The organism is uncultured Paracoccus sp. (assembly GCF_937873615.1).
Classification (GTDB): Bacteria; Pseudomonadota; Alphaproteobacteria; order Rhodobacterales; family Rhodobacteraceae; genus Paracoccus.
In genome coordinates, this window is record NZ_CALMYP010000058.1 from 1 (window position 1) to 15146 (window position 15146).

A 15146-nucleotide genomic window follows, 5' to 3' on the forward strand; every position below is an offset into this window, starting at 1 on the left:
ATCAACGCTTCAGCGGAACCCAAAACGATTCAGGGTTGCGGCGAAATGCTTTAGCGCCCCGCCTGCCCCATGCGCCGCGCGCCCTGGTTTTCCAGCGCCTGAAACCCTTCATAGATCAGGATCGCCAGCAGGCCCACGACCAGCCCGCCCTGCACCACGAAAGCGGTGTTCGAGGACAGCAGGCCAGCGATGATCACCTCTCCCAGCGTCCTCGCGGCGACGGTGGACCCGATCGTCGCCGTCGCCAGCGAGATCACCGCCGACAGCCGGATGCCGGCAAGGATCAGCGGCAGCGCCAGCGGCAGTTCCACCTGCCAGAGACGCTGGCGCCGGGTCAGGCCCATGCCACGCGCGGCCTCGGCCACATCGGGGGGCTGGTTGGTCAGCCCGGTCAGGGTGTTCTCGAAGATCGGCAGAAGCCCGTAAAGAAACAGCGCCACCAGCGTCGGCCCGGCCCCGAAGCCCATGACCGGCACTGCCAGCGCCAGCACCGCGACCGGCGGGAAGGTCTGCCCGACCGAGGTGACGGTGCGCGCCAGCGGCAGGAACTCGCGCCCCGCCGGTCGGGTGACGAGGATCCCCAGACCCACCGCCACAATGGTCGAGGCCAGCACCGCCAGCCCCACCAGCCCCAGATGCGACAGCGTCAGGCTGAGCAGGCTGGTCTGGGTATAGATCGCCGGCGCGCCGTTTCTGGTCAGCGGCTGGAACAGCCAGGCGAAACCTTCGGGGCGCAGCAGGAAAGCCAGCAGGAACAGCGCCGCCAGCGACATCAGCAGACGCCCGATCATGATGCACCCGCGCCCGTCGCACGTTCACGCAGGCGGGCCAGCGTCACCACGCCGCCGCCCTCGACCGGCAGCAGGTCGCGGCCCGACCACAGGCATTCCGCCAGCGCATCGCGCAGGCTGGCGTCGGGCGCGATGGCGGGGCCGGGGACATCGCCCGGCTGGACCAGTTCCGAGACCGGGGCCAGCGACAGCAGGCGGAAGGGACGCTCGCCCTCGCCGATCAGGGCCTGCACGAAGGGGGTGGCGGGCCGGGACAGGATCTCGGTCGGGGGGCAGTATTGCAGCAGTTTCCCCTTGTCCATGACCGCGATCCGGTCGCCAAGGGCCACGGCTTCCTCCATGTCATGGGTCACGATCACCAGCGTCGTGCCAAGGCGGCGCTGCAGGGCGCGCAGGTCTTCCTGCGCCTTGGCCCGGATCACCGGGTCGAGCGCGCCGAAGGGTTCGTCCATCAGCAGCAGTTCGGGCCGGGCGGCAAGGGCGCGGGCGACGCCGACGCGCTGCTGCTGGCCGCCGGACAGTTCATGCGGCATCCGCGCGCGGAATTGCGCGGGATCGAGCTGGAACAGCTCCAGCAACTCATCGACGCGGGCGCGGATCTCGGCCTCGGACCATTTCAGCAGCATGGGCACGGTGGCGATGTTCTGGCCGACGGTGCGATGCGGAAACAGCCCGTGCCCCTGGATCGCATAGCCGATGCGGCGGCGCAGCAGATGCGGCTCCAGCGTGGCGGTATCGCTGCCGTCGATCAGGACGCTGCCCGATGTCGGCTCGACCAGCCGGTTGATCATCCGCAGCAAGGTGGTCTTGCCCGAACCCGAAGTGCCGACAAGCGCCGCGATCTGGCCCTTTTCGACCGTCAGGCTGACGCTGTCGACGACGGTATTGGCATCATAGCGTTTGGTCAGGTTGCGGATCTCGATCATGGGCCGCTCCTTTCGGTCTTGCGGTGATCCAGCGCCTCGACCAGCAGATCGAGCGCGATCCCGGCGCTCAGCGCCAGCGCGATGGTCGGAAGCGCGCCCAGAAGGACAAGGTCCATCGCCGTCTGGTTCAGCCCCTGAAAGACGAAGGTGCCGAAGCCGCCGCCGCCGATCAGCCCGGCGATGACGGCAAGGCCGATATTCTGCACCAGAACGATGCGCACGGCGGCAAGAATGACCGGCAGGGCCAGTGGAAACAGCACGCCGCGCAGCACCTGGCCCCGGGTCATGCCCAGCCCGAAGGCCGCGTCGCGGGCGGCGGGCGAGACCCCGTTCAACCCGACCAGCGTGTTCGAAACGACTGGCAGCAGCGAATAGAGAAACAGCGCCACCAGCGCCGGAAAGATGCCGATCCCGGCAATGCCCATGGCGGCGGCGCCGGGCACATTGAGCGCGATCCAGCCGAAGATCGGGATCATGATCCCGAACAGCGCCAACGAGGGGATGGTCTGCAGGACGTTCAGCACCCCCAGCACCGGCCGGCGCAGGCGCGCCGACAGGTAGATGCCGGTGCCGATGGGCAGCCCGACCAGCAGCGCCGCCCCCAGCGAGCCGAAGGCCAGCACCAGATGCCGCCCGGCCTCGCGCCAGAAGATATCCTTGCGGGCCTCGTATTCGCGCATGACCGACACCCCGTCGAGCCAGCCCGACCACAGGATCGCACCGATCACCACGACAGCGCCGGCCAGCATCAGCCAGCGTTGCGCCAGGCCAAGGCGCATCCGCGACAGCGCATCGGCGGCCATCAGCGCGAAGGCCAGCAGCAGCAGCCAGAAGCCCGAGGCCGGGGCGACGCGGGCCATGGTGTTGTCGGGCGGGGCCAATGCCCGCGCCGTCGCCCCAAGCGCCAGCAGCACCGCCACCACGCCGGCGCAACCGATCAGCAGGCGCAACCGCAGCGGCAGCCGGGCCGAAACCCCGGCCAGCAGCGCCACAGCCAGCGCCGCCCCCAGAAGCCAGCCTGCGAGGCCAAGCCCGCCGGGCAGCAGGATGCCATTGCCCAGCACGATCCGGTTGGCCTTGAACTGCACCAGCGGCACGGCCAGACCGATCAGGCCGAGAACCGCGAACAGCAGACCCGGCCGGCTGAGGGCCGGGCGGGGATCGGTTGCGGAAATGGAAAGATCGGTCATGCGCCTCCGCCCGGCCGATGCGAGGGCCGGCGCGGGTCACGCGCCGGCGCCACGCTCATTTCAGGATGCCGGCCTGGGTCAGGTAATCCCTGGCCACGGCATTCGCGGGCTCGCCGCCGACCTGGATGCGGCCGTTGAGTTCCTGCAGGGTCTCCAGCGACAGGCCCTCGAAGATCGGGTTCAGAACCTCGGCGATCTCGGGATGGGCCTCCAGCGTGGCGGCACGGACGACCGGGGCCGGCTGATAGACCGGCTCGACCGACTTGTCGTCTTCCATCACCACCAGCCCGGCCGGGGCGATGCCGCCATCGGTGCCATAGACCATGGCCGCGTTCACGCCCGAGGTCTGCTGCGCCGCCGCCGCAATCGTCGCCGCCGTGTCGCCGCCCGAAAGCTGGACCAGCTGATCCGGGGTCAATTCGAACCCGTAGGTGGTCTGGAAGGCAGGAAGCGCTGCGGGCGAGGTCACGAATTCGGTCGATGCCGCCAGCTTCACCTCGCCGCCATCGGCCACGTATCTGCCGAAATCCGACATCGTCTTCAGGTTGCCATCGGCCAGATCCTGCCGCACGGCAATGGCCCAGGTATTGTTGGCGGGCGAGGGCGTCAGCCAGATCAGACCGGCCTCCCTGTCCAGTTCCGCCGCGCGGGCATAACCTTCGGCGGCCTTCTTCCAGACCGGACTGTCGGCCTCGTTATGGAAGAAGGCGGCATTGCCGGTATATTCCGGGTAGATGTCGATCTGCCCGGCCACGAGCGCATCGCGCACGATCGGCGTGCCGCCCAGTTGCAGCCTGTCCTGCACCGGCAGCCCGGCATTCTGCAGGGCCATGAAGATCATGTTCCCCAGCAGCCCACCCTCGGTGTCGATCTTCGAGGAGACGACGATATCCTGAGCCGAGGCAGCCCCGCCGGCCAGCCCTATCAGGGCCGCCGCAGCCAGAGTGGTGACGCGTTTCATCCGCTTCTCTCCTGTTGCACTCGCTTGCGGGCATCGCGGCCGGTCTTGCGTGCCGGCGCAATTCCCAAGACTCATCGAAAGGCGAAAACGACGATATTGCAAGCAAGTCGGCCGGAAAGCCGGGATGGCGTGTCAGCCGGGGTCGCGCAGGAACTCGATCACCATCGCTGCCGTCCAGGTGAAGCGACCGCCGCCGCAGGGTGTGCCGTCCTGCGGGCCATAATATTCGGCGAACCCTCCGGCATCGATCAGGCGCAGCGAATCGCGGCGGATGCGTTCCGCCGTGGCCTTGTGTCCGGCGGCCAGAAGCCCGTCGGCGATCATGTAATTCACCACCAGCCAGACCGGCCCGCGCCAGTAACGCAGCGCGTCGAAGCGCGGATCGGCGGGGTCGTGGCTGGGCACGACATATTCGGCGTGCTCAGCGATATGTTCGATCCGCTTGGCCAGCCCGGCGCTGCGTCTGGCCGGAAGTGCGGCAAAGGCGGGCAGGATGCCGCCGACCGAGGCGCTGTCGACCAGCTTATCTGCGGCGCGGTCGAAGCACAGATATTGGCCGTGATCCTCGCTCCACAGGCTATCGAGCGCCTCGGTCGCGCGTTCGGCCCAGGCGCGGTTGCGGGCGGCGATCTCGGGCAGGTCCAGCACCTCGGCCAGCCGCGCAAGATCGGCGCAGGACCGGATCAGGATGGCGTTGAAGCCCGGATCGACGACCCGGAAGGGCGAGGCGTCGTGCAGTTTCGCATTGTCCCAGCCGAGGCTGCGGAAATGTTCGACCAGCCACAGATAGCGGTCATATTGCGCCTTGGTCGGGCGATGCGCCGGATTGGCATGTTGGGTGTCGCGGCGGGTATAGGGGGCGATGCCATCGGTCGGGACGCGCTCGAACGCCTCGTCCCAGTCGATGGAATTGTCGCGCCCCGATTCCCAGGGGTGCAGGATCGCGACCAGCCCCTGACCCTGCGGATCGCGGGCGCGGAAGAACCAGTCGTGCCAACGGTCGATGGCGGCGGCCAGCGCCCGCGCCCGGTCGGCCATGTGCGCCGGATCGGGACTGCGATCCATCAGCCGCGCCAGCGCAAAGCCCGCAACCGGCGGCTGGGTGATGCCCGAGGTCGGCGTCTCGAACCCGAGGATCGCGGCGGTGTTCCACACGTCCGGCCCCGGGAAATAGCCGTCATCCATGACGTGAAAGACGATATGGGGCACCATCCCGTCGGGCCATTGATGGGCGAAAAGCGTTTCGATCTCGGTAAAGGCGCGGTCCTCGTCCAGGGCGGCAAGGCCAAGCGCGGTCAGGCAGGAATCCCAGTTCCACTGGAACGGGTAAAGCCCCTTGGTCGGCACGGTGTAAGCGCCACGGTCGTTTTCCCGCAGAATGGCGATGGCGGCGTCGAAATCGGGATTGGTCATCTCGGTCATGGAAGACACTCGGAAATAGGGGCCGCGCTCAGGCAGCCGTGGTGACGGGGGCGGCGGTTTCGGTTTCCGGGTCGAACCAGCGGGCGCGACCGGGCAGGGGGGCAAGGTGCAACTGATCGCCGGGAACGACGCGCAACTCGCTTTCCAGAACCGCGCGGAACTGCTGGCCGCCGACATCGGCAGTGACCAGCAGATGCGGCCCCAAGGGTTCGACGATGCGGGCTGTGGCGGGAATGCCGTCCTCGGCCGGGACCAGATCCTCGGGGCGGATGGCGAATTCCAGCACTCGGTCCGTGGCCGGCCCGTCGATCTGGAAGCCGGCGATGTTCCAGCGCCCGTCGCCGGCGCGCGCGGCGGGCAGGAAGTTCATCGGCGGATTGCCGATGAAGCCGCCGACGAAGCGGGTGGCGGGGTTGCGATAGACCTCGATCGGGGTCGCCGCCTGCACGATCTTGCCCTTGTGCATGACCGCGATCCGGTCGGCGAGGCTCATCGCCTCGACCTGATCGTGGGTGACATAGATCGCGGTCGACTTGGCCTCGGCCAGTACGCCCTTCAACTCGGCCCGCATCTCAAGACGCAACAGCGCGTCGAGATTCGACAGGGGCTCGTCCATCAGGATCACCTCCGGCTCCATCGCCAGCGCCCGGGCCACGGCGACACGCTGGCGCTGACCGCCGGAAAGCTGGCCGGAATAGCGCTTCAGCAATTGCTCGATATGCATCAGCTCGGCATTGCGGTTGACCCGGCGCTCGACCTCGGCCTGGGGCAGTTTCTGCATCCGAAGACCGAAGGCGATATTCTCGAACACGGTCAGATGCGGGAAAACGGCGTAGTTCTGGAACACCATGGCGATGCCGCGCTGGCGCGGCGGCAGGTTGTCCACGCGCCGCCCGCCGATCCAGACCTCGCCCTGCGACGGGGTTTCAAGGCCCGCGATGATACGCAGAAGCGTGGTCTTGCCGCAGCCCGAGGCGCCCAGAAGCACCATGAATTCCTTGTCGGCGATGGTCATGTCGACATTGTGCAGCGCGGTGAAGTCGCCGAAGCGCTTCGCGACATTCTTGATTTCGATGACGGCCATGTGCCCCCCTTAACGATTGGCAATGCCCCACATGGCAAACAGGTATTTGCGCACGAGGAAGATGAAGATGAGCGCCGGCAGCACCAGCACGAAGCCGCCGGCGAATTTCAGCGGCATGGGCGAGACATCCAGCGATTGCAGCAGGAACGCGGTCAGCGTCCGGTTCTGGATGGTCAGGACCGAGGCCGCGAAGACCTCGTTCCACGAGATCACGAAGGCGAAGACGGCACTGGCGGCGATGCCCGGCATGATGAGCGGCCAGACCACCTTGCGAAACGCGCCAAGGCGGGTGCAGCCAAGCGTCCAGGCGGCTTCCTCCAGCTCGATCGGGATGCCCGAGAAAAGCGAGAAGGTGATCAGCACCGCGAAGGGCAGCGCCAGCGTGGTATGGACAAGCGCCAGTCCGAACAGGCTGTCATCGAGCCCGGTGCGGATGAACATCACCGCCAAGGGCAGCGCCAGCAGCGGCAGCGGAAAGGCGCGGGTCATCAAGACCAGCAGGCGGAAGGTTTCCTTGCCCTTGAAGTCGAAGCGCGACAGGGCATAGCCGGCGGGCGCGCCCAGACCGATGGACATGATCATAGTCAGTACCGCGACGATGATCGAATTCAGCAAGGCACCCGTCACCCCCTGAAAGCTCAGGAAGAAATTCAGGCTGCCCATGTCCCCTTCCGGCCAGAGAGATTTCGGAAAGCCGTTCACCGCATCGGGCGAACTGAAGGCATTCACCGCCAGAAGCCAGAGCGGGAACAGCACCCAGAGGATCAGCACCACCACGGCGGCGCGCATCCAGAACTGGCCGCGCTTGCGATGGGCCGGGGTGGCGTCGGTGGCGTTGGTGGTCACGGCGCTCATATCCGGGCCTCCTTCGGGACGCGCAGGGCGCGCATGATGACAAGCGTGGCCGCGATGGAGATGGCGAGGATGACGATGGCATAGGCCGCCGCCACGCCGCGATCCTGCAGCGCGAACTGCCATTGATAGACCTCGCCCATCAGCACCGGCAGGGTGGTGCCGCCAAGGGTGGCGACGACGGCGAAGACCTCGAAGGCCAGGATCACCCGCAGGATCAGCGCCGTCTGCAGGCTGGGCCGCAGAAGCGGCAGCGTGACCCGGGTGAAGCGTTTCCAGGGCGAGGCGCCGAAAACCTCGGCCGCTTCGTTATATTCCTTGGGGATCAGCCCGATCCCGGCCACCAGAATGACCAGCATGATCGCGGTGGCGCGCCAGACTTCGGCCAGCACCACGGCCAGGAAGATCACCCATTTCGACTGATAGCCCAGCCAGATCGTCGGCTGCTCCGAGACGCCGAGGTGATAAAGCATCGAATTGAGGAAGCCCGACTGTTCGAAGATCGCCAGCCAGATGATCCCGGCGGCCAGATCGGAAATGCCGAGCGGGATGGTGAAGACATAGAGCGCCATGTCGCGACCGCGCGTCATCTTGGTGACCAGCACCGCCATGGCCAGTGCCAGCACCGTCTGGATCGGCACGATGACAAGCGCCAGAAGCAGCGTGTTGGTCATCGCGGCGGGGAATTTCCAATGGCCGAAGACGGTCTGGAAATTCGCGGCGGTGAAGCTGCCGTCACGGCTGAAGGCCTCGATTGCGACCAGCCCGAAGGGATAGACGAAGAAGACCAGCAGGAACAGCGTCGCCGGCAACAGCAACAGATAGGGTATCCGGGCGGGGGACATCGCCACCTCCTCATGCGGGATCGGTTGGGGGCCCGGCGAAACTGGCCGGGCCCTCCGGGTCGTGGGGCTCAGTTGACCGGGCAGGGACCTTCCGAGGCCGCATCCGGGGCCCAGCAGGGCGCGCCGGTTTCCTGCATGATCGCCTCAAGCGCCTTGGCCTGATCGTCCAGTGCCGCGCGCACCGGCTGGCCGCCCAGCACGCTGCGCTCGAACATGTCGGTATAGACCTGGTTGAACTTGCCGCCGGCATCGCCCAGCCCCATCGGCAGAAGCGCGGTGATCGAATCCGGCGAGGTCGAGGTATAGCTGATCACCTCTCCCGCCGCCTTGACCGAGGGCGGCATGTCGTCGGGCAGGGTGACATCGACGACCGGGAAGAAGTTCGTCGCCTTCAGTGTCGCGATCTGGGTTTCCGGCTTCAGCATATAGTCGATCAGCGCGGCCGAGGCGGCGGCGTCGGGTGCATTGGTCGGGATCGCCATGCCGGCGATGACCGGCATGTAACCGCGCCCCTTCGGCCCTTTCGGCGTGGCGAAGGCCACGAAATCGTCAGGCTTCTGGTTGAAGGCATCGGCCAGCCGCGCGGTATGGTCGAAGGCGACCCAGACTTCGCCGGTCAGCAGCGGTTCCTGCATGAAGCCGTAATTCGTCGAAGCCGGGTTCATGTATTGCCACAGCTCCTTGAACTTGTTCCAGCCCTCCTCGGCCTCGGCCGTTTTGAAGGTGCTGACCATGCCGCCGGTATAGGACGGCACCAGGTAGCCCTGGAAGAAGCGGTGCTTCAGCCCTTTCGGACCGGCAGGCAGGCCGCATTTCGGGCCGCCGGTGCCTTCGGCAATGGCCTTGCACCAGTCGATCAACTGGTCATAGGTCAGGTCGTTCAATTCCGCCCCTTCGGGCAGGTATTCCAGCGCCTGTTTGTTCGCGGCCATCATATAGGTGGCCTGCATCCACGGCACATATTTCTGGCTGTCACCGCCGAGCTTGCCCAACTCGACATAGCCCGGCACCACGCCTGCCGCCGCCAGATCGGTCGGCACATCGGCAAGGCTGTCCTCGACCGAGGTGAAATCGCCATGCAGCCCTCCCAGAAGCCCGATGGAGCCGCTGCCGGCCTGGGTCTCGGCGTCGATCCGGGTGATCCAGGGGCCTTCGTCGCTGGCCTGATAATCGACCGCCGCGCCGAAGCCCGCCAGCACCTCGTCGCGCATCTTCTGGGTTTCCTCGACCGGCTTGGCCTGGGTCGACCAGAACAGCAGTCCTTCGGCATGGGCCGCACCCGCGCCAAGCGCGAGGGTCGTGCCCAGCAGGGCTGCGGTGAGTTTCAGTTTGGTCATGTTAGTCCTCCCTTTCGGATTTTCATTTGGTGTCCGGCGCCCGCGCATGAGAGCCGCGGGTGACGAATTCGGCTTTTTCAAGGATCTGGATCGGCGCCTTGCCGGTGCCGGCCAGCAGGTCGGCCAGCACATGCGCGGCCCGGCGGCCAAGACGCTGGTTATAGGGCTCGAAGGTCGAGAGGGGCGGCGTCGAATGGCCGCTGCCGGCGATGTCGTCGAAGCCGATCACCGACAGATCGGCGGGAACCGACAGGCCCATATCCGCCGCGATGTTCAGCACATCCAGCGCGATCCCGTCGACCAGACCCAGCACCGCCGTCGGCCGGTCGGGCGCGGTCAGCAGGTCCCTGATCCCCTGCCGCCGCGCCTCGCGATCCGCGCGCGGCGCGGCGATCCGGCTGATGCGCAGCCCCAGCCGCGCGGCGGCCAGCGCGGTGTCGGCATCGCGATGGCGTGCGAAGGAAAAATCGTCGGTGATCGAGACCAGCCCGATATGGCGATGGCCCAGTGCGGCCAGCCGTTCCACCGCCTCGGCGAAGGCGGCGCCGCTGTCCACGTCCAGCCAGCTGTGATCGCCCGGCCCGTCCAACTGCCGGCCAAGCGCCACGAAAGGCACCTCGGCCTCGCGCAGCAGCGCGATGCGCGGGTCCTGCGGCGCGATCCGCGCCAGGATCAGCCCATCCACCCGGCGCGAGCCGATCAGCTTGCGGATCGTGTCCAGCGGCGTTTCGGTGGCCGGAACCGTGGCGATCATCAGATCGAGGCCGCGTTCGCTGAACCCTTCCGACAGGCCGGCGACAATCGCGCCCAGATAGGCATCGACGAATTGCTGTGCGCCCACCGGCAGGACCAGCCCGACAAAGCCCGACTTGCCCGAGGCCAGCATCCTGCCCGCCGCATTGGGCGCATATCCCAGCCGCTTCGCGGTTTCGGCAACACGCTTGCGTGTGGCCTCGGCAATGTCGGTATAGCCGCCAAGCGCGCGCGAGACGGTCGGGACCGAAAGCCCCAATTCGTCCGCGATTTCACGCAATGATCCGCGACGTGCCAGTGCCCAAGCCTCCCCACTCAAGCTAGAATCAGTCTTCTAAAGCGCTTTAGATAATTCCCCAACTTAACCGATCTGTCAATGATCTTCCTGCTCGCTCACATGGAGAGAAAAGAAATCATGAATGTTTACAGGGAACTGCAAAGCCGTGCCGGGCCGAATCTGCCCTGACGGCAAGCGCCCCGCCGTTCAGCCGAGGAAATCCGACGCCAGTGCCGCTTCCTGCGCGGCCATCAGGTGACGGGCGCGGGTCATATGCTCGGCCATGATCCGCCGCGCCTCGGCACCATCGCCGCACTCCATCGCCGCCAGCAGGCGCAGCTGGCTGTCGCGCCCGCTTTGCCACAGATCGCGATTGGCCGGGGCATAAAGCGCGCGCCAGACGGTCAGGTCCGACAGCATCGTCGCCAGGAAATCCAGCATGAAGCCCAGCACCGGGTTCGCCGCCTCGCGCGCCAGCACCTTGTGGAACTCCAGCGAGGCGACATGCTGATCCCGCTCCTCCTCGGGCGAGGTCGAGGGGGCGTCATAGCGGCGGGTGATGGCGCGCAACTCCTCCAGCACCTCGGGCGAAAGCCGACCGGCCAGATCGGCGGCCAGTTCCGGCTCCAACAGGCAGCGCAACTGATAGATATCGTCGACGCGCAGATCGTGGAAATAGAAGTAATTCCCCAGCAGCCGCTTGGCCCTGTCGCGCCCGACCTCGGCCACGAAGCTGCCGCCGCCGGGGCCGGTGCGGGTGCGGATCAGCCCTTGGGTTTCCAGAATCCGCATCGCCTCGCGAATGGTGCCCTTGGCCATGGCGAAATGCTCGATCAACTCGGCCTCGCCCGGCAGGCGGTCGCCGGGGCGCAAGCCCTGACGGACCATCAGCGATTTCAGCTCCTCCGCGACGGCCTCGGGTCGGGACCGGCGGCGGTCAGAGCGGGTGGTGACAGGCGGCGTATTGTCCATGGCCCATATCGCTTAGCGGCGGGTCCAGCTTGCGGCAAGTCTCGGATGCGCGCGGGCAGCGCGCGGCAAAGGCGCAACCCGGCGGCGGGTTCAGCGGATCGGGCAGTTCGGTGCCCTTCTGTTCGGGTGCGCTCAGCGGGCGGCCCACCACCGGCGCGCTTTCGGCCAGCAGCCGCGTATAGGGATGGCGCGGCCGGGCGAAGACCTGATCCGCCGGGCCGATTTCGACCACCGCGCCGAAATACAGCACCATGATCCGGGTCGAGACCGCCTCGACCACGGCAAGGTCATGGCTGATGAACAGATAGGTCAGCCCGAATTCATCCTTCAACTGCGCCAGCAGGTTCAGCACCTGCGCCTGCACGCTGACATCCAGCGCCGAGACCGGCTCGTCCAGCACGATGATCTCGGGGCTGGCGGCAAGGGCGCGGGCGATGCCGATGCGCTGCGCCTGCCCGCCCGAGAATTCATGCGGATAGCGGCTCAGGAATTCCGGCCGCAGGTTCACGGCGTCGAAGATCTCTGCAATCCGCGCATCGCAGGCGGCCCGGTTCATGCCATGCAGCAGACGCAGCGGCGCTTCCATGATCTGACGGATGGTCTTGCGCGGGTTCAGGCTGCTGAGCGGGTCCTGAAACACATATTGGATCAGCCGCCCGAACGCCGCCGGATCGGCGCGGTCCTGCGCCCGTCCCGCGATCTCGATCCGCCCGGTCGAGGGCGGGGCGAGGCCCACGAGCATCCGCGCCAAAGTCGATTTCCCGCAACCGGATTCGCCGACGATGCCCATGGTCTCGCCGCGTTCGACGGTGAAGGACATGGGCCGGACGGCGCGGACATGGCCGCGCGCGCCGCCGAGCAGGGTCTTGCCGACATCGAATGTCTTGGAAAGGTCCTCGACCTGAAGCGCAGGGTCGCTCATGCGATGGCCTCCTCGGGGAAGATGCAGCGGACGCGGCGGGGGCTGGCGCCTTCGAGTGCGATATCGCCCGCGCGGCAGGCCTCCTGCGCCTTGTCGCAGCGCGGCGCGAAGGCGCAGCCCGGCGGCAGGGCGTCGACGGCGGGGGGAAGGCCGGGAATGGCGGCAAGTTCGCGCCGCCCACCGCCCAGTTCCGGCACGCAGGCGATCAGCCGCCGGGTATAGGGATGGGCGGGGGCCTCCAGCACCGCCATGGTCGGCCCTTCCTCGACGATGCGGCCCGCATACATCACCGCCACCCGGTCGCAAAGCTGGGCCACGACGCCGAAATCATGGGTGATGAAGACGATGGCAAGGCCGCGTTCGCGCCGCAGATCGTCCAGAAGCGACAGGATCTGCGCCTGCACGGTCACATCGAGCGCGGTCGTCGGCTCATCCGCGATGATCACATCGGGATCGTTCGCGAGCGCCATGGCGATGCCGACGCGCTGACGCATCCCGCCCGAGAGTTCGTGCGGATAACTGTCCAGCCGGCTTTCCGGGTTGGGGATGCGAACCTGCCGGAACAGGTCCAGTGCGCGGGCGCGGGCCTCGGCATTGCCGATCTGGTGATGAACCTGGATCGCCTCGGCCATCTGCCGCCCGACCTTGTAAAGCGGATGCAGCGTCGCCAGCGGGTCCTGGAAGATATAGGCGATGCGGTCGCCGCGCAGCCGGCGCAGGGTCTCGAAATCGGCGCCGATCATGTCCTGACCCTTGAAGCGTGCCGCGCCCCCGGTAATTACCCCGGGCGGAGAGGCGACGAGCCCCATGACCGACAGCGCCGTCACCGATTTGCCGCTGCCGCTTTCGCCGATCACGCCCAGACATTCGCCCGGCTTTACCGCCAGCGACACGCCGCTGACCGCGCGCAGCACGCGCTTGCCGGCATGGAATTCCGTATGCAGGTCCTGCAACGCCAGCAGGTCGTCGCTGGCCTCTGGCACCGGCCCGTTGCGGCGCACCAGCGCCGCCGCCATCGGCCGTGACAGCGCGCCCGAACGCAGGCGCGGGTCAAGCGCGTCGCGCACACCGTCGCCCAGAAGGTTGATCGACATCACGATCAGGAAGATCATCGCGCCCGGCACCAGTGCCGTATGCGGTGCGGTGATCAGCGCCGCCCGCGCCTCGCCCAACATGGAACCCAGATCCGCCGTCGGCGGCTGAGAACCGAGGCCGAGAAAGCTCAGCCCTGCCGTTTCAAGGATCATCCAGCCGACCGTTGTCGACATGGCGATGACGATCACCGGCACGACATTGGGCAGGATCTCGGACAGCATGATGCGGATATGGCTCATCCCCGACAGCCGCGCCGCCTCGACGAATTCGCGATGGGCCAGACCCACGACGATGCCGCGGATATTGCGGGCGAAGAAGGGGATATTGACCACCGCCACCGCGATCAGCGCGTTCAGAAGGCCGGGGCCAAGCGCCGCGACGATGGCCAAGGCCAGCAGGATATAGGGGAAGGCCATCAGCATATCGACGCCGCGCATGATGATATTGTCGGTGCGCCCGCCGACATAGCCGGCGATCAGCCCGACGGCAGAGCCGCCGAGCGCCGCCATCACCGCCGCAGCCACCCCCACGGCCAGCGACAGGCGCGTGCCCCAAAGCAGCCGGCTCAGCAGATCGCGGCCCAGATGATCGGTGCCCAGCAGATGCCCCGCCGTGCCGGGACGCAGGAATTTCTGCGCCGTATCGGTCGCATTCGGGTCCGGCAGCGGCAGGAAGGGCGTTGCCAGCACGGCCAGCACGACGATGCCCAGCACCACCGCGCCGAAGCCCGCCAGCCGGTTGCGGAACAGCAGGCTCAGGAACAGCTTCATGTCTTGATCCTCGGGTCCAGCATGGATTGAGCGACATCGACTGCGATGTTGAACAGCACATAGATCGCGGCCACGAAGACCACGCCGCCCTGCACCAGGAGCAGGTCGCGCTTCAGGATCGCGTCGACCAGCATCCGTCCGATGCCGGGCCATTGGAACACGGTCTCGATATAGACCGCGCCCGACAGCACGAAGCCCGCCTGCAGGCCCAGAACCGGGATGATCGAGACCATCGCCGCGCGCAGCGCATGGCCCATCAGCACCCGGCGCTCCGGCACTCCCTTGGCGCGGGCGGTGCGGATATAGTCCTGCCGCAGCACCTCCAGCATGGCGCCGCGCGACAGCCACGCGACCACGCCGGTGGCGACCACGGCCAGCGCAAAGGCCGGCATGATCAGGTGAGTGAGCAGATCGCCAAGCCCCCCGCCGCCATAGATCGCATACATGCCGCTGACCGGCAGCCATTTCAGCCGGACCGCGAAGATCAGGATCATCAGCATCCCGAGGAAGAAGGAGGGGATCGAAATCCCGATGATGACCGCGAAGGTGATCGCCTTGTCGGCCCAGCCATATTGCCGCGAGGCCGAGATGACGCCCGCCAGCACGCCCAGCACCGCGCACAGAACGAACGCCGTCCCGGCCAGGATCAGCGTGGCCCCGAACCGGTCGAGGATCTCGTCCAGCACCGGCCGGTTCAGCGAGTAGGAGCGCCCGAATTCCCCGGTCAGCATATTGCCGAGCCAGATGAAGTAACGCTGGATCGCCGGCTGATCGAGGCCGAGATCGCGGTTGATCCGCGCCACATTCTCGGGCGTCGCATAGGCGCCGAGGATCGCCGTCGCCGGATCGCCGGGGATCAGCGACATGATCGCAAAGACGATCACCGTGATTCCCAGCAGAACCGGAATGGCCGAGATCAGCCGGCGCAGGATGTAACGTCCCATCGCGT

At 66.9% G+C, this 15146-nt stretch carries 14 protein-coding genes; all 14 read right to left on the bottom strand.

All coding sequences use genetic code 11. The annotated features are described in order from the left end of the window. Positions 1-50: 50 nt before the first annotated feature. The gene (locus Q0330_RS13780) at positions 51-791 is read right to left on the bottom strand and encodes an ABC transporter permease (protein WP_299480453.1); all 741 of its coding nucleotides are present in this window, start codon (positions 789-791) and stop codon (positions 51-53) included. Next, positions 788-1717 carry an ABC transporter ATP-binding protein gene (locus Q0330_RS13785; protein ID WP_299480456.1) on the bottom strand — a complete coding sequence of 310 codons (930 nt, stop codon included), beginning with the start codon at positions 1715-1717 and terminating at the stop codon, positions 788-790. The genes Q0330_RS13780 and Q0330_RS13785 overlap by 4 nt, the downstream gene beginning before the upstream one ends. Next, positions 1714-2907 carry an ABC transporter permease gene (locus Q0330_RS13790; protein WP_299480459.1) on the bottom strand — a complete coding sequence of 398 codons (1194 nt, stop codon included), beginning with the start codon at positions 2905-2907 and terminating at the stop codon, positions 1714-1716. Before Q0330_RS13790 ends, Q0330_RS13785 begins: the two co-directional genes overlap by 4 nt. 55 nt (positions 2908-2962) lie before the next feature. Beyond that, a complete protein-coding gene (locus Q0330_RS13795; protein ID WP_299480462.1) occupies positions 2963-3868 on the bottom strand; it encodes an ABC transporter substrate-binding protein in 906 nt (301 codons plus the stop codon). 132 nt (positions 3869-4000) lie between these two features. Then, positions 4001-5290, bottom strand: a complete 1290-nt coding sequence (locus Q0330_RS13800; RefSeq protein WP_299480465.1) for a trehalase family glycosidase — start codon at positions 5288-5290, stop codon at positions 4001-4003. 28 nt (positions 5291-5318) lie between these two features. Further along, positions 5319-6374, bottom strand: coding sequence for an ABC transporter ATP-binding protein (locus Q0330_RS13805; protein WP_299480469.1), 1056 nt, complete (start codon positions 6372-6374; stop codon positions 5319-5321). A gap of 9 nt (positions 6375-6383) precedes the next feature. Next, a complete protein-coding gene (locus Q0330_RS13810; RefSeq protein WP_299480472.1) occupies positions 6384-7229 on the bottom strand; it encodes a carbohydrate ABC transporter permease in 846 nt (281 codons plus the stop codon). Further along, positions 7226-8071, bottom strand: a complete 846-nt coding sequence (locus tag Q0330_RS13815; RefSeq protein ID WP_299480475.1) for a sugar ABC transporter permease — start codon at positions 8069-8071, stop codon at positions 7226-7228. The genes Q0330_RS13810 and Q0330_RS13815 overlap by 4 nt, the downstream gene beginning before the upstream one ends. Before the next feature lie 68 nt (positions 8072-8139). Further along, positions 8140-9408, bottom strand: coding sequence for an ABC transporter substrate-binding protein (locus tag Q0330_RS13820; RefSeq protein WP_299480478.1), 1269 nt, complete (start codon positions 9406-9408; stop codon positions 8140-8142). A 22-nt stretch (positions 9409-9430) separates the two neighbouring features. Further along, positions 9431-10441: a substrate-binding domain-containing protein gene (locus Q0330_RS13825; protein WP_299480481.1), complete on the bottom strand. Its 1011-nt coding sequence runs from the start codon at positions 10439-10441 to the stop codon at positions 9431-9433. Positions 10442-10645: 204 nt separating this feature from the next. Then, complete coding sequence (locus Q0330_RS13830) at positions 10646-11410, bottom strand: FCD domain-containing protein (protein ID WP_299480484.1); 765 nt, start codon at positions 11408-11410, stop codon at positions 10646-10648. Then, positions 11376-12332, bottom strand: coding sequence for an oligopeptide/dipeptide ABC transporter ATP-binding protein (locus tag Q0330_RS13835; RefSeq protein ID WP_299480486.1), 957 nt, complete (start codon positions 12330-12332; stop codon positions 11376-11378). Before Q0330_RS13835 ends, Q0330_RS13830 begins: the two co-directional genes overlap by 35 nt. Further along, complete coding sequence (locus Q0330_RS13840) at positions 12329-14197, bottom strand: dipeptide/oligopeptide/nickel ABC transporter permease/ATP-binding protein (RefSeq protein ID WP_299480489.1); 1869 nt, start codon at positions 14195-14197, stop codon at positions 12329-12331. The genes Q0330_RS13835 and Q0330_RS13840 overlap by 4 nt, the downstream gene beginning before the upstream one ends. Next, the gene (locus tag Q0330_RS13845; RefSeq protein WP_299480492.1) at positions 14194-15141 is read right to left on the bottom strand and encodes an ABC transporter permease; all 948 of its coding nucleotides are present in this window, start codon (positions 15139-15141) and stop codon (positions 14194-14196) included. Before Q0330_RS13845 ends, Q0330_RS13840 begins: the two co-directional genes overlap by 4 nt. Positions 15142-15146 lie beyond the last annotated feature (5 nt).

Coding starts and splice junctions, on each gene's coding strand:
- Q0330_RS13805 (WP_299480469.1), bottom strand. CDS start 6,374: ATGGCCGTCATCGAAATCAAGAATGTCGCGAAGCGCTTCGGCGACTTC.
- Q0330_RS13830 (WP_299480484.1), bottom strand. CDS start 11,410: ATGGACAATACGCCGCCTGTCACCACCCGCTCTGACCGCCGCCGGTCC.
- Q0330_RS13785 (WP_299480456.1), bottom strand. CDS start 1,717: ATGATCGAGATCCGCAACCTGACCAAACGCTATGATGCCAATACCGTC.
- Q0330_RS13795 (WP_299480462.1), bottom strand. CDS start 3,868: ATGAAACGCGTCACCACTCTGGCTGCGGCGGCCCTGATAGGGCTGGCC.
- Q0330_RS13810 (WP_299480472.1), bottom strand. CDS start 7,229: ATGAGCGCCGTGACCACCAACGCCACCGACGCCACCCCGGCCCATCGC.
- Q0330_RS13790 (WP_299480459.1), bottom strand. CDS start 2,907: ATGACCGATCTTTCCATTTCCGCAACCGATCCCCGCCCGGCCCTCAGC.
- Q0330_RS13800 (WP_299480465.1), bottom strand. CDS start 5,290: ATGACCGAGATGACCAATCCCGATTTCGACGCCGCCATCGCCATTCTG.
- Q0330_RS13815 (WP_299480475.1), bottom strand. CDS start 8,071: ATGTCCCCCGCCCGGATACCCTATCTGTTGCTGTTGCCGGCGACGCTG.
- Q0330_RS13840 (WP_299480489.1), bottom strand. CDS start 14,197: ATGAAGCTGTTCCTGAGCCTGCTGTTCCGCAACCGGCTGGCGGGCTTC.
- Q0330_RS13845 (WP_299480492.1), bottom strand. CDS start 15,141: ATGGGACGTTACATCCTGCGCCGGCTGATCTCGGCCATTCCGGTTCTG.
- Q0330_RS13820 (WP_299480478.1), bottom strand. CDS start 9,408: ATGACCAAACTGAAACTCACCGCAGCCCTGCTGGGCACGACCCTCGCG.
- Q0330_RS13780 (WP_299480453.1), bottom strand. CDS start 791: ATGATCGGGCGTCTGCTGATGTCGCTGGCGGCGCTGTTCCTGCTGGCT.
- Q0330_RS13835 (WP_299480486.1), bottom strand. CDS start 12,332: ATGAGCGACCCTGCGCTTCAGGTCGAGGACCTTTCCAAGACATTCGAT.